This window comes from Janibacter sp. Y6, assembly GCF_040900765.1.
GTDB classification, from domain to species: domain Bacteria; phylum Actinomycetota; class Actinomycetes; order Actinomycetales; family Dermatophilaceae; genus Marihabitans; species Marihabitans melonis.
Genome location: NZ_JAKLYZ010000007.1, coordinates 1 through 20,887 on the forward strand (window position 1 = coordinate 1; position 20,887 = coordinate 20,887).

24 protein-coding genes are annotated in these 20,887 nt (G+C 73.1%); 17 read left to right on the top strand and 7 right to left on the bottom strand.

Translation table 11 applies throughout. The features are described from left to right. The coding region (locus L6241_RS14500; protein WP_368246952.1) for an integrase core domain-containing protein at positions 1-109 on the top strand (109 nt) is incomplete at its 5' end. 40 nt (positions 110-149) lie between these two features. On the opposite strand, the gene L6241_RS14505 is transcribed toward L6241_RS14500, so the two are convergent. Next, positions 150-854: a M50 family metallopeptidase gene (locus L6241_RS14505; RefSeq protein ID WP_229300049.1), complete on the bottom strand. Its 705-nt coding sequence runs from the start codon at positions 852-854 to the stop codon at positions 150-152. Positions 855-916: 62 nt separating this feature from the next. Between L6241_RS14505 and L6241_RS14510 the strand changes: the two genes are divergently transcribed. The 3 genes from L6241_RS14510 to gdhA are packed head-to-tail and all read left to right on the top strand — an operon-like array spanning position 917 to position 3,592. Beyond that, positions 917-1,531 (top strand): hypothetical protein, encoded by a 615-nt coding sequence (locus L6241_RS14510; protein ID WP_068271126.1) that lies wholly within the window; start codon positions 917-919, stop codon positions 1,529-1,531. 43 nt (positions 1,532-1,574) lie between these two features. Next, positions 1,575-2,234, top strand: coding sequence for an SDR family oxidoreductase (locus L6241_RS14515; RefSeq protein WP_368246840.1), 660 nt, complete (start codon positions 1,575-1,577; stop codon positions 2,232-2,234). A 17-nt stretch (positions 2,235-2,251) separates the two neighbouring features. After that, positions 2,252-3,592 carry an NADP-specific glutamate dehydrogenase gene (gdhA, locus tag L6241_RS14520; protein WP_368246953.1) on the top strand — a complete coding sequence of 447 codons (1,341 nt, stop codon included), beginning with the start codon at positions 2,252-2,254 and terminating at the stop codon, positions 3,590-3,592. A gap of 5 nt (positions 3,593-3,597) precedes the next feature. Here gdhA and L6241_RS14525 read toward each other — a convergent pair whose 3' ends face one another. Both L6241_RS14525 and yaaA read right to left on the bottom strand, forming a co-directional pair. Then, positions 3,598-3,951, bottom strand: coding sequence for an ArsC/Spx/MgsR family protein (locus tag L6241_RS14525; RefSeq protein WP_368246841.1), 354 nt, complete (start codon positions 3,949-3,951; stop codon positions 3,598-3,600). Between the two features lie 53 nt (positions 3,952-4,004). Then, on the bottom strand, positions 4,005-4,781 hold the full coding sequence (gene yaaA / locus L6241_RS14530) for a peroxide stress protein YaaA (RefSeq protein ID WP_368246842.1): 777 nt from the start codon (positions 4,779-4,781) through the stop codon (positions 4,005-4,007). Between the two features lie 55 nt (positions 4,782-4,836). On the opposite strand from yaaA, the gene L6241_RS14535 reads away from it, so the two are divergent. Next, positions 4,837-5,760, top strand: coding sequence for an exodeoxyribonuclease III (locus L6241_RS14535; protein ID WP_368246843.1), 924 nt, complete (start codon positions 4,837-4,839; stop codon positions 5,758-5,760). A gap of 17 nt (positions 5,761-5,777) precedes the next feature. Here the strand turns inward: L6241_RS14535 and L6241_RS14540 are convergent, their stop codons facing one another. Then, positions 5,778-6,365 (bottom strand): hypothetical protein, encoded by a 588-nt coding sequence (locus L6241_RS14540; RefSeq protein ID WP_368246844.1) that lies wholly within the window; start codon positions 6,363-6,365, stop codon positions 5,778-5,780. 158 nt (positions 6,366-6,523) lie between these two features. Between L6241_RS14540 and mgrA the strand changes: the two genes are divergently transcribed. Then, on the top strand, positions 6,524-7,594 hold the full coding sequence (mgrA, locus tag L6241_RS14545; RefSeq protein WP_368246845.1) for an L-glyceraldehyde 3-phosphate reductase: 1,071 nt from the start codon (positions 6,524-6,526) through the stop codon (positions 7,592-7,594). Positions 7,595-7,657: 63 nt separating this feature from the next. Here mgrA and L6241_RS14550 read toward each other — a convergent pair whose 3' ends face one another. Then, on the bottom strand, positions 7,658-7,876 hold the full coding sequence (locus L6241_RS14550; protein WP_191564600.1) for a hypothetical protein: 219 nt from the start codon (positions 7,874-7,876) through the stop codon (positions 7,658-7,660). A 122-nt stretch (positions 7,877-7,998) separates the two neighbouring features. Here L6241_RS14550 and L6241_RS14555 point away from each other — a divergent pair, with 122 nt between their 5' ends. Further along, the gene (locus tag L6241_RS14555; protein WP_123093160.1) at positions 7,999-8,247 is read left to right on the top strand and encodes a DUF4287 domain-containing protein; all 249 of its coding nucleotides are present in this window, start codon (positions 7,999-8,001) and stop codon (positions 8,245-8,247) included. 77 nt (positions 8,248-8,324) lie between these two features. Here the strand turns inward: L6241_RS14555 and L6241_RS14560 are convergent, their stop codons facing one another. Continuing rightward, positions 8,325-9,272, bottom strand: a complete 948-nt coding sequence (locus L6241_RS14560; protein ID WP_368246846.1) for an aldo/keto reductase — start codon at positions 9,270-9,272, stop codon at positions 8,325-8,327. Positions 9,273-9,308: 36 nt separating this feature from the next. Here L6241_RS14560 and L6241_RS14565 point away from each other — a divergent pair, with 36 nt between their 5' ends. The 6 genes from L6241_RS14565 (at position 9,309) to L6241_RS14590 (ending at position 14,929) form a co-directional block, all read left to right on the top strand. Beyond that, a complete protein-coding gene (locus L6241_RS14565) occupies positions 9,309-10,133 on the top strand; it encodes a DUF3152 domain-containing protein (protein ID WP_368246847.1) in 825 nt (274 codons plus the stop codon). Positions 10,134-10,150: 17 nt separating this feature from the next. Further along, positions 10,151-11,554, top strand: coding sequence for an MFS transporter (locus L6241_RS14570; RefSeq protein ID WP_368246848.1), 1,404 nt, complete (start codon positions 10,151-10,153; stop codon positions 11,552-11,554). Between the two features lie 5 nt (positions 11,555-11,559). After that, entirely contained in the window at positions 11,560-12,270 is a 711-nt protein-coding gene (locus L6241_RS14575; RefSeq protein ID WP_368246954.1) for an ANTAR domain-containing protein, read from the top strand. A gap of 160 nt (positions 12,271-12,430) precedes the next feature. After that, a complete protein-coding gene (locus L6241_RS14580; protein WP_368246849.1) occupies positions 12,431-12,967 on the top strand; it encodes a hypothetical protein in 537 nt (178 codons plus the stop codon). 32 nt (positions 12,968-12,999) lie between these two features. Beyond that, the gene (locus tag L6241_RS14585) at positions 13,000-14,076 is read left to right on the top strand and encodes an App1 family protein (RefSeq protein ID WP_368246850.1); all 1,077 of its coding nucleotides are present in this window, start codon (positions 13,000-13,002) and stop codon (positions 14,074-14,076) included. After that, a complete protein-coding gene (locus tag L6241_RS14590; protein WP_123093153.1) occupies positions 14,069-14,929 on the top strand; it encodes an Fpg/Nei family DNA glycosylase in 861 nt (286 codons plus the stop codon). The genes L6241_RS14585 and L6241_RS14590 overlap by 8 nt, the downstream gene beginning before the upstream one ends. Here L6241_RS14590 and L6241_RS14595 read toward each other — a convergent pair. Beyond that, entirely contained in the window at positions 14,922-15,851 is a 930-nt protein-coding gene (locus L6241_RS14595) for a sugar-binding transcriptional regulator (protein WP_368246851.1), read from the bottom strand. The two genes, L6241_RS14590 and L6241_RS14595, sit on opposite strands and share 8 nt — an antisense overlap. Positions 15,852-16,090: 239 nt before the next feature. Here L6241_RS14595 and L6241_RS14600 point away from each other — a divergent pair, with 239 nt between their 5' ends. The 4 genes from L6241_RS14600 to L6241_RS14615 are packed head-to-tail and all read left to right on the top strand — an operon-like array spanning position 16,091 to position 20,617. Next, a complete protein-coding gene (locus L6241_RS14600; RefSeq protein ID WP_368246955.1) occupies positions 16,091-17,332 on the top strand; it encodes a sugar ABC transporter substrate-binding protein in 1,242 nt (413 codons plus the stop codon). Beyond that, positions 17,329-18,270, top strand: coding sequence for a carbohydrate ABC transporter permease (locus tag L6241_RS14605; RefSeq protein ID WP_083968307.1), 942 nt, complete (start codon positions 17,329-17,331; stop codon positions 18,268-18,270). The genes L6241_RS14600 and L6241_RS14605 overlap by 4 nt, the downstream gene beginning before the upstream one ends. Then, a complete protein-coding gene (locus L6241_RS14610; RefSeq protein ID WP_123093151.1) occupies positions 18,267-19,130 on the top strand; it encodes a carbohydrate ABC transporter permease in 864 nt (287 codons plus the stop codon). The genes L6241_RS14605 and L6241_RS14610 overlap by 4 nt, the downstream gene beginning before the upstream one ends. Further along, positions 19,130-20,617 (top strand): mannitol dehydrogenase family protein, encoded by a 1,488-nt coding sequence (locus L6241_RS14615; protein ID WP_368246852.1) that lies wholly within the window; start codon positions 19,130-19,132, stop codon positions 20,615-20,617. The genes L6241_RS14610 and L6241_RS14615 overlap by 1 nt, the downstream gene beginning before the upstream one ends. Positions 20,618-20,887 lie beyond the last annotated feature (270 nt).

Sequence of the window (20,887 nt, forward strand, 5' to 3'; positions counted from 1 at the left end):
CGACCGCGCAGCCGCCCTTGCACCCTGGCTCGAGCAGTACAACACTCGACGACGCCACACCGCTCTGGGCGGACTCCCACCCATCAGCCGCCTGTCACCAACGTCGTGACCGAGTACACCTAGTCGGCAGGACGGGGTGTCGGTGCGGCTCAGCCCCAGGCGGCGAGGAGCGCGGCGCCGCTCGCCCAGGTGGCGCCGGCGCACACGAGCGCGAAGCTGCCCTGCCACACGGCCCCCGGCACGCTGGTGAGCCGGGCCATCGCCGAGGAGTCGCTGCCCGCGTCGCGGGAGCGGACGGTGGCGCCGAGGTGACGCCACGCCCCGACGAGCAGGAGCAGGCCGAGGCCGACGAGCACGTGCTGCTGCACTACGTCGTCCCGCCACCACCACAGCGAGCCGCCGGCTGCGAGGACGGCGAGGACGACGACACCGGTGAGGGCCGAGCGCACGTAGACGAGGGAGACGAGCAGGGCGAGGAGGGTCAGGGTGAGCACGGGTGCGGCCCAGCCACGGGCGGCGGCGAGCACGAGCACCGCCCCCGCGACGGCAGGCGCGGGATACCCCGCCCACGTCGTCGCGGCCAGGCCCGGGCCGCGCGGGCGCCCGACGGTCACCGTGTGGCCCGACATGTCGGGGCGCAGGACGAAGCCGGTGAAGCGGCGACCGGAGAGGACCCCGACGACGGCGTGCCCGAGCTCGTGGACGAGCGTCACGCCGAGCCGCAGGACCCGCCAGGCGGGGGACCAGCCGACGGCGAGCGCGGTCACCGCGAGGACGACGAGGACGCCCTGGGGCGCGAGCAGCTCGGTGCGCGCCGCAGGGGACCAGCGCTGCGCGAGATCGGCCCACTCCACGGGGTCACCGTAGGGCTGCCCCCTGACCGCTCCCTGGGGCCCCTCGGTGCGAGGATGACGAGATGGCCATCGATCGCTTCGACGGCGCCATCCTCGGCGTCGGCACGACCTCCGGGGTCCGGGTCGTCGTGGGGCGCTGGGAGGGCTCGCCGCTCGGCGCCTTCGCCGACGTCATGCTCGCCACCGCCGACGACCAGCGGGTGCTGCTCGCCCCGGACGAGGCGGTCGCCGAGTACGTCTCGCAGACCTACAACTTCGACGAGGTCGTCCACTGCCCGGTGACCGTGCGCGACACCGGCGACGGTGCGAGCCGCAGGTGGCACGTCAGCGCGGGCGAGCTCGTCCTCGACGTCGTCCTCGGCGGGCGCACCGCGACCGGCCGGCTGCTGCGCCCGATCCCCACCGCGCTCGCGACGAGCCGTCCCGTCGCCGTCCTCGCCGACCCCTTCGCCCGTCTCCTCCACCCCGGGGTGCGCACGGTCGGCACCGCCGGGGGCGGGCGCCGCGAGTACTACGGCGCGCGAGACCAGCACGCCGTCGAGGCCGTCGCGGGCAGCTGGCGCGGCGTCGACCTCGGCCGACTCGCCCCGGTGGACCCGCCGCCGCGCTTCGGCTTCAGCAGCACCCCCCGCACGCCGAGCCTGACGAGGGTGCGCACGACGATCGTGCGCAGCTAGGTCGTAGGGTCGTGAGGACCCGATCCCCTGCGGAAGGACCCTCATGGCACACGTGCTCATCATCGGCGGACACGGCAAGGTCGCCCTGCTGGCCGCCCCTCTCCTCGTCGCGGACGGGCACCGCGTCACCTCGCTCATCCGCAACCCCGACCACGCCGACGAGGTCGCCGCCACCGGCGCCGACCCGGAGGTCGCCGACGTCCAGGAGCTCGACACCGACGCGATGGCCGAGCTGCTCGAGGGCGTCGACGTCGTCGTGTGGTCGGCCGGTGCCGGCGGTGGCAGCCCGGAGCGCACCTACGCGGTCGACCGCGACGCCGCCGTGCGCAGCATGGACGCCGCGGCCCGCGCCGGCGTCGGGCACTACGTCATGGTCAGCTACTACGGCGCCGGGCTCGACCACGGCGTCCCCGAGGACGACGGCTTCTACGCCTACGCCCAGTCCAAGGCCGAGGCCGACGAGCACCTGCGCTCGAGCCGGCTCACGTGGACCATCCTCGGCCCGAGCGGGCTCACCCTCGACCCCGGCACGGGGCGGATCGACGCCGACGCGACCGAGGGCGGTCAGGTCCCGCGGGCCGACGTCGCCGCCGTCATCGCCGGGACCGTCCGCGAGGGCGTGCGCCTGGGCGGGGTCACCGTGGAGTTCAACACCGGTGACACCCCGGTCGCCGAGGCGCTCGCCGCCCACCGCGCGGGCTGAGGTCCGACGTGCCCGACCTGCACCCCCGACTCCAGACCCAGCTCGACCTCGTCACGGCGCGCAACCCCGGCGAGCCCGAGTTCCTCCAGGCCGTCCAGGAGCTCATGCTCAGCCTGAGCCCCATCGCCGGCCGCCGGCCCGACTACGCCCAGTGGTCGGTGCTCAAGCGGATGTGCGAGCCCGAGCGGCAGATCATCTTCCGCGTCCCGTGGGTCGACGACGCCGGCGAGGTGCAGATCAACCGCGGCTTCCGCGTCGAGTTCAGCTCGGTGCTCGGGCCGTACAAGGGCGGGCTGCGCTTCCACCCCAGCGTCAACATCTCGATCGTCAAGTTCCTCGGCTTCGAGCAGGTCTTCAAGAACGCGCTCACCGGTCTGCCGATCGGCGGCGGCAAGGGCGGCTCGGACTTCGACCCGAAGGGGCGCAGCGACGGCGAGGTCATGCGCTTCTGCCAGTCCTTCATGACCGAGCTGCACCGGCACATCGGCGAGTACACGGACGTCCCGGCCGGTGACATCGGCGTCGGGGCGCGCGAGCTGGGGTACCTCTTCGGGCAGTACAAGCGGATCACCAACCGCTACGAGTCCGGGGTGCTCACCGGCAAGGGGTTGTCGTGGGGCGGCTCCCGGGTGCGCACCGAGGCCACGGGGTACGGCACCGTCTACTTCGCGCAGGAGATGCTCGCGACCCGCGGCGACTCCTTCGACGGCAAGCGCGTCGTCATCTCGGGCTCGGGCAACGTCGCGACGTACGCCGCGCAGAAGGCCGAGCAGCTCGGTGCGACGGTCGTCGCCGTCTCCGACTCGGGTGGCTACGTCGTCGACGAGTCCGGGATCGACGTCGCCCTGCTGCAGGAGATCAAGGAGCAGCGGCGCGAGCGGCTCACCGAGTACGTCAGCGCGAAGGGGGCCTCGGCCCACCACGTCGCGGACGGGTCGATCTGGGACGTGCCGTGCGACATCGCCCTGCCGTGCGCGACCCAGAACGAGCTCACCGGGCGCGACGCGAAGAGGCTCGTCGAGCACGGGGTGGGGCTCGTCGCCGAGGGCGCGAACATGCCGTGCACGACCGACGCCGCGGAGGTGCTGCGCGACGCGGGCGTGCTCTACGCGCCGGGCAAGGCGAGCAACGCCGGCGGGGTCGCGACGAGCGCGCTGGAGATGCAGCAGAACGCCAGCCGCGAGTCGTGGGGCTTCGAGGAGACCGAGGACAGGCTGCGCGAGATCATGACCTCGATCCACGAGCAGTGCGTCGCGACCGCCGACGAGTACGGCGACCCGGGCAACTACGTCATGGGCGCCAACCTCGGCGGCTACCTCCGCGTCGCCGACGCGATGGTCGCCCTCGGGGTGGTCTGAGCCGCTCAGCCGAGGAAGGACTGCACGCGGTCCTTGGGTCGGCCGATGATCGCGCGGTCGCCGCGGACGAGGACGGGGCGCTGGAGCAGGCGGGGGTGCTCGACGAGCACGGCGACGACCTGGTCCTGCGTCGCGACGTCGTCCTCGCCCAGGCCCAGCTCCTTGAAGTGGCTGTCGCGCCGCACGAGGTCGGTCACCGGGTCCTCGAGCTTGCCGGCGAGCTCGCGCAGCGCGGTCTCGTCGAGCGGGTCCTTGAGGTACTGGACGACCTCGACATCGGCACCGGCCCCCTCGGCGACCTCCACCGCGTGCCGGGAGGTCGAGCAGCGCGGGTTGTGCAGGAGCGTGATCTCAGCCATGGCACCGACGATAGGGCCGCGGACCCCCTTCGGCGCGGCGGGCCGCGACCGGCTCAGCCGCGGCGGAAGACGGGGACGTCGCTGGTCGAGACCGACGGCTCGAAGCGGTACCCGCCGCCGTCGAAGTCGCGCAGCGCCCGCACCGAGCGCACCCGGTGCTGCACCATCCACGCGGCCATCTCGCCGCGGGCCCGCTTGGCGGGGAAGGAGATGACGCGCCACCGCCCGGAGCGGTCCTGGTCCTCGAAGCGAGGCGTGACGACCCGCGCGTCGAGCGCGTCGAGGTCGACCGAGCCCGCGTACTCCTGCGAGGCGAGGTTGACGACGACCGCCGGACCGGGCGACTCGGCGAGGTCGGCGGCGACGAGGTCGGTGATCTGCGAGCCCCACCACGCGTAGAGCGAGTCGCCCCGCGCTGTCGCCAGGCGCGTGCCCATCTCGAGGCGGTAGGGCTGGACGAGGTCGAGCGGGCGGAGCACCCCGTAGAGCCCGGAGAGGATGCGCACGACCTTCTGCGCCTCGGTGAGGTCGCGGGCGTCGAAGCGCTCGCGCGCGTCCATCCCGCGGTAGACGTCGCCGTCGAAGAGGTAGATCGCCGGCCGCGCGTTCTTCGTCGTGAAGGGCGTCTCGAAGTCCTCGTAGCGCTGCGCGTTGAGCCGCCCGAGCTCGGGGGAGATGTCCATGAGGTCGCCGATCTCCTCCGGCGACTTCGTGCGCATGACCTCGACGAGCTGCTCGGCCTGCTCGAGCATCCGCGGCTGCGTGTGCTTGCGCGTCGGCAGCGGCGAGTCGAGGTCGAGGGACTTGGCGGGGGAGAGCAGCGCGAGCACGCCACGACGCTACCCGGCCGGGCCGGCTGTCGGCGACGTCGGTGAGGATGGGGCGGTGAGCTCCTCCCTTCGCGTCGCGTCGTACAACGTCAACGGCATCCGGGCCGCGCACCGCCGCGGCTTCGGCGAGTGGCTGGCCCGCCGCGACCCCGACGTCGTCGCCCTGCAGGAGGTCCGCGCACCCGCCGCGGCGATCCCCGAGGGCGCCTTCGGCGACCTCCACTGCGTCTACGAGCCGGGCCAGATCCCCGGCCGCAACGGCGTCGCCGTGCTCACCCGTGAGCCGCCGACCGCGGTGCGCACGTGGGACGGCACCGCCGTCGTCATCGCCCCCGGCCAGGAGCAGCACGTCGTCGAGGCGCCGCCCGGCACCCTCGCCCGCGGCATCTCGCGCTACGCGACAGAGGGCCGTTACGTCGAGGTCGACCTCGCCGACCGTCCCCTCACGGTTGCCTCGCTCTACCTGCCGAAGGGGGGTCTGCCGGCGGAGCTGCAGAAGCCGGGCCGGATGCGCGAGGCGCCCGACGGCGGCGCGCGCTATGACCGCAAGATGCACTTCATGGACGCCTTCGCGCGCCAGCTCACACGCTCGCGCAAGGCGGCGCTCGCCGCCGGGCGCGACTTCCTCCTCATGGGCGACCTCAACGTCGCCCATCTCGAGCACGACGTGCGCAACTGGCGCCGGGCTCGTCAGTCCGAGGGCTTCCTGCCCGAGGAGCGCGAGTGGATCGACGCGATCATCGGGCCGCGCACCCTCGTCGACGTGCTGCGCTCGCACGTCGGTCCGGCCGACGGCCCGTACTCGTGGTGGTCGTGGATGGGCGAGGCCTTCGCCAAGGACGTCGGCTGGCGCATCGACTACCACCTCGCGACCCCGCGGCTGGCCCGCACGGCCGTGGCCGCCGGGGTCGACCGCGAGCCGTCCGCCGACGCGCGCGTGAGCGACCACGCGCCCGTCGTCGTCGACTACGCGACCTGACCCCGGACGGCCGGGGGTCAGTCCCCGGCGATGCCGAAGACCCACTTCCCGCCGTCGCTGACGCCGACCCGCCAGCCCATGTACCCGGTGCCGGCCTCGCGCATCTGCTCCGCCTGGGCGGGTGTCAGCAGACCGGCGTCGACGACCTCGTCCCACGCGGCGTCGCTGTCGGCCCAGTACGGGGTCGCGACGCGGGGCCAGACCCGGTAGGTCGCGTAGGCGGTCTTCTGCGTGCCCCACTGCGTGCCCATGGCGACGGCCGTCCATCCGTAGCGGTGCTCCGGGTCGTCGGGCAGCGCCCACGCCTGGCGCGGGGTGGTGATCCCGAAGCTCAGCCGCGTCCGGTCGCGGGTCGTGCGCCACACGAGGGCGTCCTGGCGGCAGCCGACGGTGTCGGTGCGGATCGACTCGGCGGTGCGGCGGGCCCGGTCGGGCAGGGCCCAGCCCGAGCGCAGCCGTGAGGTGACCTCGCTGCCGCTGCACGTCGGCGCGGTCGCGCCGCTGCCTGCCGACGGGGCCGCGGCGGACGGCGCGGCGGTGGCGGCGGGCGCGGCGAGCGCGAGCAGACCGAGCGCGGCCGTGGCGGTGATGAGGTGATGACGCATGGCGTTCCCCTTCCTCTCCGGCGCCCGGGCGGGCGCCGCGAGCCCCCTGCGGGCTCTCCTCCTACGACGTCGCAGGTCGCCGACGGGTTCGGGGTGACCCTGGACGAAGGGGGGCGCTCACCCCCTTCGCCCGCGCCGACGGCGAGAGGATGGCGGCCATGACCTACCGAGTGGACGAGTACCAGGCGGCTGCGGGCCGCTACGCGCGCGGCGCCGCCGCGACGAGCGGCACGGGGATGGTCTACCGACGGTGCGGGGCCTCGGGCCTGGACCTGCCGGCGATCTCGCTCGGGCTGTGGCACAACTTCGGCGACGACGTGCCGATGGATCGCCAGCGCGACATCCTGCGGCGTGCCTTCGACCGCGGCGTCACCCACTTCGACCTCGCGAACAACTACGGACCGCCGTACGGCTCGGCCGAGCGGAACTTCGGGGTGCACCTCGAGCGCGACCTCCGCCGCTACCGCGACGAGCTCGTCATCAGCAGCAAGGCCGGCTACGACATGTGGCCCGGTCCGTACGGCCAGGGCGGCGGCTCGCGCAAGTACCTCATCTCCAGCCTCGACCAGTCGCTGCAGCGGATGGGGCTCGACTACGTCGACATCTTCTACAGCCACCGCTTCGACGAGACGACCCCGCTCGAGGAGACGATGGGGGCGCTGGACTCGGTCGTCCGCGCGGGCAAGGCGCTCTACGTCGGCATCTCCAGCTACTCGGGACCGCGCACCCGCGAGGCCATCGCGATCCTGCGCGACCTCGGCACCCCGCTGCTCATCCACCAGCCGAGCTACTCGATGCTCAACCGCTGGGTCGAGGAGGACCTGCTCGACGTCCTCGGCGTCGAGGGCGTGGGCTGCATCGCCTTCAGCCCGCTCGCCCAGGGGATGCTCACCGACAAGTACCTCGACGGCATCCCCGAGGGATCGCGGGCCGCGCAGGGCAAGTCGCTCGACCCCTCGCTGCTCACCGACTCCGCGCTGGCCCACGTGCGGGCGCTGAACTCCATGGCGCAGGATCGCGGCCAGAGCCTGGCCCAGCTCGCGCTGTCGTGGGTGCTGCGCGACCCGCGGGTCACCTCCGCGCTCATCGGAGCCAGCAGCGTCGAGCAGCTCGACAGCAGCCTCGACGCGCTCGGGTCGCTCGACTTCGAGACCGAGGAGCTCACGGCGATCGACCAGCACGCCGTCGAGGCCGGGATCAACCTCTGGGCGCCGAGCAGCGCGCACTGAGGACGGCACGCCTTAGACAGCACACCTCTGACGGCGCGCCTCTGACGGCCCGAAGGGGTCGGCTCAGCGGACCCGGACGACGCGCACGTCGGAGCGCGGCAGCTCGGCCGGCCCGGCGCTCGCCGTGGCGACGGTGGCGTAGGTCGGGGTCGGCGAGTGCCCCAGCTGGACCACTCCGGCCGCGGAGGCCGGGACGGCCGCGGGGCCGACGACGGCCACGGCCGAGGCGGTGAGGACGGCTCCGGCGAGCCGGGCTGCGGTGCGGGCGGTGCGGTGGGCCATGACGATCTCCTCATCGGTCGGTCCGCCGGTGGTGGCGGCACGACCGACTCTGGGGCGGGTGCTTGTGGGTCGGCTGTGCGCTTCGTGTGACGCCGCGACGAGGTGCTCGCTAGCCTCACGTCATGACGACTCATCGAGTCCAGGCGCCCGTCATCGGCGAGGGCGAGAAGCCCACGGGCCCCGCTTCGTACTTCCCGGCGATCGAGCGGACGTACGACCGGCCCGTGCAGGACTGGCTCGACATGGCCGCCGACGCGCTCGAGACCCGGACCCACATGGAGGTCGTCGGCATGCTCAAGCAGGAGCACGGTCTCGGGCACGGTCACGCGAACGCCGTCGTCGCCTACGTCCGGGCCGCCCAGGACGGCTGACCGGCCGACCTGCCCGCGTCCTGTCCCAGGGGCGGGGCGGGGCGGGTCCACCCGCTCACGCGGGCCCGCGTCCCCGCTCAGGCGGGGGCGTCGAGCCGCTCGAGCTGCTCCGGGGCGAGCTCGGCGCGCGCGGCGACGAGCGCCGACTCGAGCTGCTCCGCGGTGCTCACCCCGATGATGGGCCGCCACCCGCGCGCGAGCATCCACGTGAGGACGACCTGGCCGGCGTCGAGCCCGCTCTCGTCGGCGACCGCGTCGAGCACGGCGAGCCGGGCGGTCGTGCCCGGGTGGTCGTAGGCCTCGGGGAAGGGCCGCTCGGCGCGCCGCGTGTAGCTCGCCTGGACGAGCGGGCTGTAGACCCACAGCTCGGTGCCCGGGTGCGCGTCGAGGTAGGACAGGGTGTCGACCCCCACCCAGCCGTAGGGGTTGTCCTTGCCCGGCACGGCGGCACCGGGCCGGGGCGAGACGTAGGACGTGTGCAGCTGAAGCGCGTCGACCGGCTGCAGACCGGCGGCCGCGGCGACCGCACGCGCCCGCTCGACCTGCCACACGGGGAAGTTCGACATCCCCACCCGTCGGGCCGAGCCCTCGGCGACGACCTCGCCGAAGGTGCGCGCGACCTCCTCGACCGGGGTTCGCTCGTCGGGCACGTGGGCCCAGTAGACGTCGACGACGTCGGTGCGCAGCCGGCGCAACGAGGCCTCGACCGCCGAGCGCACGTGGTCGCGCCCGAGCCCGACGGTCTGGCGGATCTCGCCGTCGAAGGGGTGGTCCGGCTCGGCCCCGACCTTCGTCGCCAGCTCGACCCGGGCGCGCATGCCGGGCCGCGAGGTGAGCCACTCGCCGACGCACTCCTCGGACTGCCCGCCCCGCCCGGACTCGCTCGTCCAGAAGGAGTAGGCGTCGGCGGTGTCGATCATCCGCCCTCCCGCGTCGACGAAGCGGTCCATGAGGTCGTGGGCCGTGCCCTGCTCCACCCGCGTGCCGAAGTACATGGTCCCGAGGACCAGCTGGTCGATGCTCATACCCGCACCGTAGAGGCCAGCGCCTAGGCTCGACGCGTGACGACCCCGGCCGAGCAGGAGCCGCCGGCCCCCTCGCGGGACCGGGGCTGGGTCGTCCTCGTCGCCCTCACCGTCGTCGGGCTCGTCCTCGCCGTCCTCGCGTCCCGCAGCGCCGGTCCGGGGCAGGGAGCGCAGCCGGTCGCCTCGACGTCCTCGTCGTCGTCGTCCACCTCGGCGGCCGGCTCGACGGCGACCTCGGGCCCGAAGGGGGAGGACGTCCCCCCGCCCACCGCGTCGCCCACCCCCTCCGACCCCCGGGTCGTCGAGAGCGGCAACGGCCGCCTCGCCCCCGTCCCCGTGAGCGGGGCGGACCCCGGCGGCGACGGTCGCGTGGTGCGGTGGAGCCTGCAGGCCGAGCAGGGCCTCGGCGTCGACCTCGACGAGCTCGCCCGGGTCGTGCGCAGCACGCTCGTCGACCGGCGCGGCTGGCGGGGCGCCGACGGCATCCGCTTCGTCCACGTGCCGGCCTGGCGGGTCGCCCGTGGCGAGCCGGTGCAGATCCGGATCACCCTGGCCAGCCCGCAGACCACCGACCGGCTGTGCGCCCCGCTGCAGACCCGCGGCGAGGTGTCGTGCTGGCAGGGCGGCCGGATCGTGCTCAACAGCCGTCGCTGGCTCACCGGCGCGCCCGCCTACGAGGGTCGTCTGGCCGACTACCGCACCTATCTCGTCAACCACGAGGTCGGCCACGGCCTGGGCTACGGCCACGAGGAGTGCGCTGGTGCCGGCCGCCGCGCCCCGGTGATGATGCAGCAGACCCTCGGCGTCGGTCGCTGCTGGTCCTGGCCCTACCCCGTCGGCGACGGCTCCGTGCTGCGCTGAGCGGCTAGCCTGCCGCGATGGGGGTGCGGGAGAGGCTCGGCTTCGCCGTCGCCGTGGCCGGGCAGAACCTCGTCTACACCTTCCTCGGGCTCTACCTGCTCGTCTACCTCTACGACACCGTCGGGCTCTCCGAGCGCGCGGTCGTCGTGCTCACGGCGACCATCGCCGCGATCCGCGTCTGGGACGCCGTCGACGACCTCCTCGTCGGTCTCGTCGTCGACCGCACCCGCACCCGCTGGGGCACCTACCGGCCCTACGTGCTGCTTACCGCGCTGCCCGTCGCGCTGCTCACCTGGGCCCTCTTCAGCGTCCCCGACGTCAGCGAGGGGGCCCAGGTCGCCCTCGTCGCCGTCGTCTACCTGCTGTGGGGCATCACCTACACCGCGTGCGACGTGCCGCTGTGGTCGCTCACCGCGGTCGTCGCGACCGACGACGAGAGCCGCAGCCGGCTCGTCGCGTGGGCCCGGGCGGCGGCGATGCTCGGTCTCGCGGTCGCGACCCTCGCCGGCGCCCCTCTCGCCCTCGCCCTGAGCGCCGGGCCCGAGGTCACCGCGCAGGGGTGGAGCCGGGCCGCGCTGCTCGTCGCCCTCGTCGGCATGGGCCTGTACTCCCTCGCCTTCTTCGCGACGACCGAGAGGGTCGCGCAGGACCGGGCGCCGGTCCCCCTTCGCACCTCCGCCCGCCGCTATCTGCGCAACCGCCCGCTGCTCCTCGTCCTGCTCTCCGGGGTGCTCGGCTTCGGCCAGCTCGTCGTGCAGGTGGGCGGCGCGGTCGTCGCGAGCGTCGTCTTCGGCGGGGTCGAGGTCTTCACGACGCTCGGCGGGGCGCTCGTCGCCGGTGTCGTCGTCGGCGCCGCGCTCGCCCCCCGCGTGCTGCGGCGCTCGACCCGTCGACGCACCGCCCTGCTCGCCCTCGCGGCGATGTCGGCGACAGGCCTGGTCCTGCTCGCCGTCGGACCGGGCTCGCTGCCGCTCGTCGCCGCGCTCTTCGCGCTCGTCGGCCTGTGCAACGGCGTGCATGCCGTCACCCAGACCCTCCTCGTCGCCGACACCTCCGACCTCGCCGAGATCCGCACCGGCGAGCGGGTCGACGGCGCCTCCTTCGCCGGGCTGACCTTCGTCACGAAGCTCGGGGGAGCTCTGGCCACCCTCGTCTTCGGCGTCGCGGTGAGCGCCGTCGGCTACGCGAAGGGGGTCGAGGTGACCGCCTCGATGCGCGAGGAGCTGTGGCGCTGGCTCACGCTCGTCCCCGCCCTGAGCAGCGCCGCCGCGATGCTGCCCCTCCTGCGCTACGACGTGCCGGAGGCCGACCTGCCCCGGCTGCTGCGCGCACGGCGTGCGGCCGACGGCGCGACGGCCCGGCCGCACGGCGGCGAGGGGGAGCGCGCCAGCGGGTCCGCGGAGTACGGTCCGGGACTGTGAGCGAGATGCAGACCGAGACGGCGAGCGCCGACGCCCCGCTCGTCGAGCGCGTCGGTGCGGTGCTGCGCACCCTCGACGACCTCCAGGAGTACCTCAGCGGTGTCGTCCACACGGTGCGGGCGGCGATCCCCGGGTGCGACGCCGTCGGCGTGACCGTCGTGTGCGGGGAGCGTCCTTTCACCGCGGCCTACACGACCGCCATGACCCTGCAGATCGACGCGGTGCAGTACTCGCTCGACGAGGGCCCGTGCCTCGAGGCCCACGACACGATGACCTCGGTGCGGGCCGATCTCGACGAGGCCGCCGAGCGCTGGCCGCGCTTCGTCGCCGCGATCGAGCCCACCCCGACCCGCGGGCTCGTCGCCTACCCGCTCCTCGTCGACGGCGAGTCCTACGGCGCGCTCAACCTCTACGCTGCGAGCGTGTCGGCCGTGGCGCACGCCGACGACTCCGTGCTGCGCGCGACGGCGGGGCGCATCGCCGAGGTCGTCGCCTCCGGCATCGCGCTGGCCGAGGCCACCGAGCTCGTCGGCCAGCTCGAGCAGGCCGTCGCCTCGCGGGCGGTCATCGAGCAGGCGAAGGGGATCCTCATGGGCCGCCACGGGGTCGACGAGGCACGCGCCTTCGACCTGCTGCGCGAGCAGTCGTCGCGCACGAACGTCAAGCTCCGCGAGATCGCCGCATCCGTCGTCGCCGGCACGAGCGGCCGGTCCTGACGCCGGTACATCCTTTCGGGTAGTCGCGCGAGGGCCCCCGTCCTTCGTATGCTCTCCCTGCCCTGAAGCCAACCGGGGATCGCGCGAGCGTCCCCGTCGGTCCTGCCCTCGGCCCCCCCGGTCGGCCCTCGCGACGGTCCCGCGAAGGAGAGCCGCACCGGTGTCGATCACCTGGGAGTCGCGACGCGCCCGTCGCGCCGAGCCGACGCTGCTGTGGGTCGTCGACCCGAGCAGCCCGGTGACCCGCGCCGACCTCGGGGTCGTGCGCGACATCGCCCACGCCGTCCAGGGCCAGCTGCCCGTCGAGGTCGTCGTCACCGGCGAGGACGAGCGCGCCGCCGCGGCGAGCACCGCCGTGCTCGCCCTCCTCGCGTCGAGCCCGGAGCACCCCGTGCGCGTCGTCGAGGACGTGTGCCGCGCGCACCTCGACGACGCCCTCGACCTCGCCGACCACGGCGTCGTCGCCCAGCTCGCCGACCGCCGCGGTCTCGACGCCGAGGCCGTGCGCGTCCTCGTCGGCTCGGACGCCGTCGCGGGCATGGTCGCCGAGGACCGCGACATCGCCCGCTGCCTCGGCGACCCGGCCGACCACGCCCTGTACTACCTCGCCGGCCGTGACATCCATCGACTCCCCGGTCCGGGCAGCTCGGCACGCGAGCTGTACGCAGCCCTGCGACAGGTGCACCCGGCGGGCTGACCCCCTTCGCCGCCCGCGGCTAGGGTGACGCCATGGCGCGCCCGCACACCGCCGCCCTCCTCGAGGACGCGTGGCACCGACAGCTCGCCGGCGTCATGCGCCGCCGCGGCTGGGGCACCCGGGTGCTCGCCTTCACCGGGTACGGGTCGACCTCGTCGGTGCGCATCCTCGGGCGCGTCCTCATGACCCGCCGCCCCTACGCGCCGGCGGCCGCCGACGCGGGCGCGACCTGGCTCGAGCTGCGCAACGCCGACGTCGAGCGACGCGGGTGGCGCGCCTTCTTCACCACCCCGGCGATCGGCGAGCCGGTCACCGTGCACGTCGGCGACCGCGAGGTGCGCGCCCGGGCCGACCGCTCGGGCCTGCTCGACCTCACCGTCACCGGGCACGGTCTCGAGCCGGGCTGGCACGAGGTGCGCCTGGAGTCGCCGCGGGCGGCCGAGACGACCGCCTCGGTCTTCGTCGTCGCGCCCGAGACGACGATGGGGCTCGTCAGCGACATCGACGACACGATCATCACGACGACGATGCCCCGGCCCTTCATCGCCGCGTACAACACCTTCTTCCGGCACGAGGGCTCGCGCCGGCCGGTGCGCGGCATGGCGACGATGTACCGCTCGCTGCTCGAGGAGCACCCCGGCGCCCCCGTCGTCTACGTCTCGACGGGGGCGTGGAACGCCGTGCCCCAGCTCACCCGCTTCATGCGCCGCAGCGGCTTCCCGCCCGGGCCGCTGCTCATGACCGACTGGGGCCCGACGAACACCGGCTGGTTCCGCTCCGGGCAGGACCACAAGCGGGCCTGCCTGCACCGCCTGGCCCGCGACCTGCCCCAGGTGCGGTGGGTGCTCGTCGGCGACGACGGGCAGCACGACCCGAGCATCTACGGCGCCTTCGCCGAGCAGCGCCCCGACCGGGTCCGCGCGATCTGCATCCGGGTGCTCACCGCGACCGAGCAGATGCTCTCGCACTTCACCCCCGTGGCGACCGACGACTTCGAGCAGCACGTCGGCGTCGACCTGCCCGTCGTGCGCGCGCCCGACGGCTTCGCGATGGCGCCGGTGCTGCGACGCGCCATCGCCGCCGGCCAGGAGAGGACCGCTGATGCCTGAGCTGCCCGAGGTCACCGGCCTCGTCGACTTCCTCGCCCACCGCCTCGACGGCCTGGCCGTCGACAGCCTCGAGCTCGCCTCCATCACGGTGCTCAAGACCTACGACCCGCCGCCCCAGGCGCTCGCCGGGCTGCCGGTCGACGCCGTGCGACGGCACGGCAAGTTCGTCGACCTCGACTGCGACGGCACGCATCTCGTCTTCCACCTCGCTAAGGCGGGCTGGTTGCGCTGGTACGAGGAGGCACCCGCCGCGACGGCCCGCCCGGGCAAGGGGCCGATCGCGCTGCGCGTGCGCTTCTCCGACGGGTCGGGCTTCGACCTCACCGAGGCCGGCACCCGCAAGTCGCTCGCCGCCTACGTCGTGAGCGACCCGGCGCAGGTGCCGGGCGTCGCCGCGCTCGGGCCCGACCCGATGACCGACGACTTCACCCGTGAGCGCTTCGGCGAGGTCGTCCGGGCGCAGAAGGGTCAGATCAAGGGCGTGCTGCGCGACCAGCGGGTCATCGCGGGCATCGGCAACGCCTACTCCGACGAGATCCTCCACGCGGCGCGGCTCTCCCCCTTCGCCCTCGTCTCCTCGCTCGACGACGACGACCTCGACCTGCTCTACGACGCGATGCGCCACGTCCTCGCCGAGGCCGTCGAGGCGGCGTCGGGCAAGCCGGCCGCCGAGCTCAAGGACGCGAAGCGGGCCGGGATGCGTGTGCACGGCCGGACCGGTGAGACCTGCCCGGTGTGCGGCGACGTGGTGCGCGAGGTGAGCTTCGCCGACCGCTCGCTGCAGTACTGCGCGACCTGCCAGACCGGCGGCAAGCCGCTCGCCGACCGCCGCAGCAGCAAGTTCCTCAAGTAGTCAGCAGCGCCTGCGCGAGCGCGCGGTCGCACACGAGCGCCTCGGGGAAGCCGCCCGCGACGGCGGCGCGCACGACCTGCGCCTTCTCCGCGCCCGCCGCGAGCAGGACGACGTGGGGGATGCGCTCGAGGTCGCGCAGCGAGAGGGTGACGAGCCGGTCGTAGGTCGCGCTCGCGACGGCGCGGCCCTGCGCGTCGAGGAGCACGCCGGCGACCTCGCCGACGACGCCCTGCCGGGCGGCCTGGCGCCGGGCGGTCGGCGAGATCGCGTCGTGGACCGTCGAGGAGCCCTCCTGCCAGGCCCCGGCGGCGACGAGCGCGTGGGTGACGCGGCGCAGCTGCGCGCGCGCCGCCCGGACCTCGGGCTGGCGGGCGAAGGTCGCGGCGGCCTCGGCGTCCTCGGCGACGAAGGGGGCGAAGAAGAGCGTCGAGCTCCCGCCGCTCACCCGGGCGACGGCGCGCGCGATGGCGACGGCGCTCGTGTCGATCCCGGGCGACTGGTGGGCGCCGGTGAGCTGGACGACGTCGACGACCGGCAGGTCGTGGACCTGCTCGACCATGCGGGCGATGGTCCGCGACCACGGCAGCCCGAGGACGTCGCCGTCGGAGAGCAGCTGGGGGAGCAGGTCGGCCGCGGCGAGCGCGACGTCGCCGGTCGCGACGACGGCGCGCTGCAGGCCGAGCTCGGAGCGCAGCCGCTCGGAGAGGTCGAGGTCGACGCACGAGTCGTCGTCGATCTGGATGCGCACGATCCCGTGCTGCCGGGCGAGCTCGATGAGCCGGGCGACCTTGAAGCGCGAGACGCCGAGCGTCTCGGCGATGTCGGTCTTGCTGCGGTCCTCGAGGTAGTGCATCCGGGCAGCGGCGACGCACGAGGCCCGCTCCGCGGGGCTCAGCGGCTCCAGCGCGCTTCCGGTTGACACGGATGCACGGTACTCCAATACTCATCTGAGCACCACGGCTGCTCAGATGAGCGTCCCGCGCTCGACGGAGAGCGCCACGAGGGGCCATCGGGCCGGACCCGCCACGACGGAGGACTGACGTGTCGCACAAGAGATCTCGGACGATCGGGGCCACGCTCTCGGTCCTCCTCGTCGGTGGCTGCACCGCCGGATGGGGAGGTGGGGCCGGCGAGGGCGGGCAGGACAGCATCAACGTCCTCATGGTCAACAACCCCCAGATGGTCGACCTGCAGAACCTCACCGAGGAGTACTTCACCAAGGAGACGGGGATCAAGGTCAACTACACCGTCCTGCCGGAGAACGACGTCCGCGGCAAGATCAGCCAGGAGTTCTCCAGCCAGGCCGGGCAGTACGACGTCGCCTCGCTGAGCAACTTCGAGGTGCCGATCTACGCCAAGGCCGGGTGGATCGCCCCGCTCGACGAGTACATCGACGCCGACCCCGACTTCGACCAGGACGACATCCTCGAGTCGATGGCGACGTCGTTGTCCTCCGACGGGTCGATCTACGCCGAGCCCTTCTACGGCGAGAGCTCCTTCCTCATGTACCGCAAGGACGTGCTCGCCAAGCACGGGGTGTCGATGCCGGCCAACCCCACGTGGGACGAGGTCGCCGAGGCGGCCGCGGCGGTCGACGACAAGGAGCCGGGCATGGACGGCATCTGCCTGCGCGGCCTGCCCGGGTGGGGCCAGGTTTTCGCCCCCCTGACGACCGTCGTCAACACCTACGGCGGCACGTGGTTCGAGGAGGACTGGACGGCGAAGGTCAACTCCCCGGAGTTCACCGCGGCCGTGCAGTTCTACGTGGACCTCGTGCGCGAGCACGGGCAGACCGGCGCCGCGCAGTCCGGCTTCGCCGAGTGCCTCAACAGCCTCGTCCAGGGGCAGACCGCGATGTGGTACGACGCGACCTCCGCCGCCGGCTCGATCGAGGCCGAGGACTCGCCGAACAAGGGCAAGTTCGGCTACGCCGCCGCGCCGGTCAAGGAGACGAAGAGCTCGGGCTGGCTCTACACGTGGGCCTGGTCGATGCAGTCGGCGAGCACGCGCAAGGACGCCGCGTGGGAGTTCATCTCCTGGGCGAGCAGCAAGGAGTTCGAGGAGACGGTCGGCACGGAGATCGGCTGGGCCAACGTGCCCTCCGGCAAGCGCCGCTCGACCTACGAGAACAAGGACTACCTCGAGGTCGCGGGAGCCTTCGCCGAGCCGACGCTCAAGGCGATCGAGTCCGCCGACCCGGAGAACCCCGGGCTCCAGCCCCGGCCCGCACCGGGCATCCAGTTCGTCGACATCCCCGAGTTCCCGATCCTCGGGACCCAGGTGAGCCAGGAGATCAGCTCGGCGATCGCCGGCAAGCAGACGGTGCCCGAGGCTCTCGCCAACGGGCAGGTCCTCGCGGAGGACGTCAGCACGAAGTACCAGAGACGCGAGGAGGAGCAGTGAGCGCGACGACGCAGGAGCGCCGGGTGGACCGTGAGGGGCCCGCCACGGACGACAGGCGCCTCGACAAGGCCGGTCGGTGGGCGCGGCGGGCACCGCTGCTGCCCGCGCTGATCTTCACGATCATCCTCACCCAGCTCCCCTTCGTGGTGGCCCTGGGGATCTCCTTCATGAACTGGAACTCCTACTACCCCGACGACCGCGGCTTCGCCGGGGTGCAGAACTTCGTCGACATCTTCACCGACACCAACGCGCGCAACGCGGTCGTCGTGACGATCATCCTCACGGCGAGCGTCGTCATCCTCAGCCTGCTGCTCGGCCTGGGCATCGCGCTGCTGCTCGACCGGCCCTTCCGGGGTCGCGGCTTCGTGCGCACGATGATGATCACGCCCTTCCTCGTCGTGCCGGTCGCGGCCGCGCTGCTGTGGAAGCACGCGCTCTACAACCCCGAGTACGGCCTGCTCAACGGCATGCTGACGACGATCTTCGGCGACGACGCACCGCAGCCGGACTGGATCACGAACAACCCGCTCATCTCGATCATCGTCGCGCTCGTGTGGCAGTGGACGCCCTTCATGATGCTCATCCTGCTGGCCGGGCTGCAGAGCCGACCGCTCGACGTCGTCGAGGCGGCGCGCATCGACGGCGCGAGCTCGTGGCAGATCTTCACCAACATGACGCTGCCCCACCTGCGCCGCTACATCGAGCTCGCCGGGCTGCTCGGCGCGATCTACGTCGTGCAGAACTTCGACCACGTCTTCACGATCACCGGCGGCGGGCTCGGCACCGCGAACCTGCCGTACTACATCTACGAGACCTTCTACATCGGGCAGGACTACGGCCGGGCATCGGCCGCCGGCGTCATCACCGTCATCGGCACGCTGATCGTCGCCTCTCTCGCCCTGCGCACGGCCCTGTCGATCTTCCAGGAGGACAAGTGAGCACCGCGACCGCCACCCCCGGAGCACGGACGAAGAAGCCGCGGAGCGGGCCCAGCCGCAAGGGCGTCCTGCTGAGCGTCGCCGCCTGGGTCATCGCCCTGCTCTTCGTCGCCCCCGTGCTGTGGATGATCCTCACGTCCTTCCACAGCGAGGCCGACGCGGCGACGAACCCGCCGAGCTTCTTCGCGCCGATCTCGACGGAGGGCTACCAGACCTTCCTCGACGCGGGGCCGTGGCCGCCGCTGCTCAACTCGATGACGGCGAGCGTCGTGAGCACGGTCCTGTGCATCGTCCTCGCGCTGCCGGCCGCGTACGCGCTGTCGATCAAGCCGGTGGAGAAGTGGACCGACGTCCTCTTCTTCTTCCTCTCGACGAAGATGCTGCCGATCGTCGCGGCGATCATGCCCATCTACCTCTTCGCCAGCAAGCTGCAGGTGCTCGACAACATCTGGGCGCTGACGATCCTCTACACGGCGATGAACCTGCCGATCGCGGTGTGGATGCTGCGCTCGTTCCTCGCGGAGGTGCCGGTCGAGATGCTCGAGGCCGCGCAGATCGACGGCGCCGGGCTCATCCGGACGCTCACGCGGATCATCGCGCCGGTCGTCATGCCGGGCATCGCCGCCGCCTCGCTCATCTGCTTCATCTTCAGCTGGAACGAGCTGCTCCTCGCCCGGGTGCTCACGAGCACGGTCGCCCAGACCGCCCCGGTCTTCCTCACCGGCTTCGTCACGAGCCAGGGCCTCTTCCTCGCCAAGGTGTGCGCCGCCTCCTTCGTCGTCTCGCTGCCGGTGCTCATCGCCGGCTTCGCCGCGCAGGACAAGCTCGTCCAGGGCCTGTCGATGGGTGCGGTGCGCTGATGGCGGTGGCTCTCACGCAGTCCGCGCTGCCGCAGCTGGGCCGGGTCTCGGTGCCGACGTACGACCGGTCCGCGCTGCGGACCGGGGTGGTGCACTTCGGGATCGGCGGCTTCCACCGGGCGCACCTCGCGATGTACCTCGACCGGCTGCTCGAAGGGGGAGCCACCGACGCGCAGGAGTGGGCGGTCACCGGTGTCGGCCTGCTCGACCACGACCGCCGGGTCGTCGAGACCCTTACCGCGCAGGACGGCCTGTACACGCTCGTCGTCAAGCACCCGGACGGGCAGCTCGAGGGGAGGGTGGTCGGCTCGATCCGTGAGGCGCTGCTCGCCCCCGACGACCCCGAGGCGGTCCTCGACCGGCTCACCGCGCCGACGACCCGCGTGGTCTCGCTGACGATCACCGAGGGCGGCTACCTCATCAACCAGGTGACCGGCCGCTTCGACCCGGCTCACCCGAGCCTGGCCTCCGACCTCGCTGGCGACGGCCCGCCGCGCACCGCCTTCGGGTACCTCCTCGAGGCCCTGCGCCGACGACGTGACGCCGGCACCGCGCCCTTCACCGTCATGTCGTGCGACAACCTGCCCGGCAACGGCGACGTCGCCCGGCACGCCGTGACGACCTTCGCCGCCCAGCGCGACCCCGAGCTCGCCGGCTGGATCGAGGCGGAGGTCGCCTTCCCCAACGCGATGGTCGACCGGATCACCCCGGTGACGACCGACGAGGACCGTACGACGGTGCGCGAGCAGCTCGGCGTCGACGACGGCTGGCCCGTCGTGTGCGAGCCCTTCACCCAGTGGGTGCTCGAGGACCACTTCGTCGACGGGCGACCGCCGGTCGAGGAGGTCGGCGCCCAGCTCGTCGACGACGTCGAGCCCTACGAGCTGATGAAGCTGCGTCTGCTCAACGCCAGCCACCAGGCGCTGTGCTACCTCGGCTACCTCGCCGGGCACCGGTACGCCCACGAGGTGTGCAGCGACGGGGACTTCGTCACCTTCCTCCAGGGGTACATGCGCGACGAGGGCCGCCCGACGCTGCCGGAGGTGCCCGGGGTCGACCTGCAGGAGTACTCGGACACGCTCGTCGAGCGCTTCGCCAACCCGCAGATCCGCGACACCCTCGCCCGGCTGTGCGCGGAGTCCTCCGACCGGATCCCGAAGTGGCTGCTCCCCGTCGTGCGGCACAACCTCGAGCACGGCGGCGAGGTCTCGCGCAGCGCGCTCGTCGTCGCCGCCTGGGCCCGGTACGCCGAGGGTGTCGACGAGCAGGGTGAGCCGATCGAGGTCGTCGACCACCGCCGCGACCGCGTGCTCGCCGCGGCCCAGGCCCAGCTCGGCGACGACCCGCTCGCCTTCCTGCGCGACGACGAGCTCTTCGGCGACCTCGTGCAGGACGAGCGCTTCACGTCGGTCTACCTCGAGCACCTCGAGGTCCTCCACCGCGACGGCGCCCGCGAGGCGGTCCGCCGCGTCAACACCCAGCAGTGACGGTCGGGGTGCGGGGGGAGGGCTCGCTGGTCGAGGTGCGAGCGCCGTTGCTGGTCGAGGTGCGAGCGTCAGCGAGCCTCGAGACCACCCGCCCCTCGCTGGTCGAGGTGCGAGCGTCAGCGAGCCTCGAGACCACCTGCCCTTCGCTGGTCGAGGTGCGAGCGCCAGCGAGCCTCGAGACCACCTGCCGCCGCCGCTCCGGCGCGAGAGGGCTCGCGGAGCCTTGGTCCTCCCTCCGCTCGGGCGCTGCGCGCCCTCGGCTCCGGTCCG